The following is a 1102-nucleotide window of genomic DNA, read 5'->3' on the forward strand; positions in this document are numbered from 1 at the left end:
ACCACGCTGACCGCAGCGATCACCAAGTATTTCGGTGACTTCAAAGCGTATGACCAGATTGACGGTGCGCCGGAAGAGAAAGCGCGCGGGATCACCATCTCGACCGCCCACGTGGAATACGAGACCGAGAACCGCCACTACGCGCACGTTGACTGCCCCGGCCACGCCGACTACGTCAAGAACATGATCACCGGTGCTGCCCAGATGGACGGCGCGATCCTGGTTGTGAACGCCGCTGACGGCCCGATGCCGCAAACGCGCGAGCACATCCTGCTGGGCCGCCAGGTTGGCATCCCGAAGATGGTCGTGTTCATGAACAAAGTTGACCAGGTTGACGACGAAGAGCTGCTGGAACTGGTGGAAATGGAAATCCGCGAGCTGCTGTCTTCGTACGAATACCCCGGCGACGATATTCCGATCGTTGCAGGTTCGGCTCTGGCCGCGATGGAAGGCAACAACCCTGAAATCGGCGAAGAGAAGATCAAGGAACTGATGGCGGCCGTTGATGAGTATATCGACACCCCCGAGCGCGCTGTTGACCAGCCGTTCCTGATGCCGATCGAAGACGTGTTCTCGATCTCGGGCCGTGGTACCGTTGTGACCGGTCGTGTTGAGCGTGGCGTGATCAACGTTGGCGACGAGATTGAAATCGTCGGCATCCGCGACACTTCGAAAACCACCTGCACCGGCGTTGAAATGTTCCGTAAGCTGCTGGACCGCGGTGAAGCGGGCGACAACATCGGCGCGCTGCTGCGTGGTGTTGACCGTGACGGCGTTGAGCGTGGCCAGGTTCTGTGTAAGCCGGGTTCGGTTACACCGCACACCAAGTTCGAAGCCGAAGCCTACATCCTGACCAAGGAAGAAGGCGGTCGTCACACTCCGTTCTTCGCGAACTACCGTCCTCAGTTCTACTTCCGTACAACTGACGTGACCGGCACCGTAACCCTGGCGGAAGGCACCGAGATGGTCATGCCTGGCGACAACGTGTCGTTCGGCGTTGAGCTGATCGCGCCGATCGCGATGGAGCAGGGCCTGCGCTTCGCGATCCGCGAAGGCGGCCGCACCGTCGGCGCCGGCGTTGTGTCGAAAATCACTGAGTAAT

Annotated in this window: 1 protein-coding gene; it reads left to right on the forward strand. The window is 59.9% G+C overall.

Features of this window, described 5'->3' with window-relative positions; genetic code table 11:
* A partial coding sequence (gene tuf / locus ACR0L1_RS23705) for an elongation factor Tu (protein WP_480861125.1) occupies positions 1 to 1101 on the forward strand: 1101 nt, incomplete at its 5' end.
* Between the last annotated feature and the right edge of the window lies 1 nt (position 1102).

This window comes from Ruegeria sp. J8 (assembly GCF_056531925.1).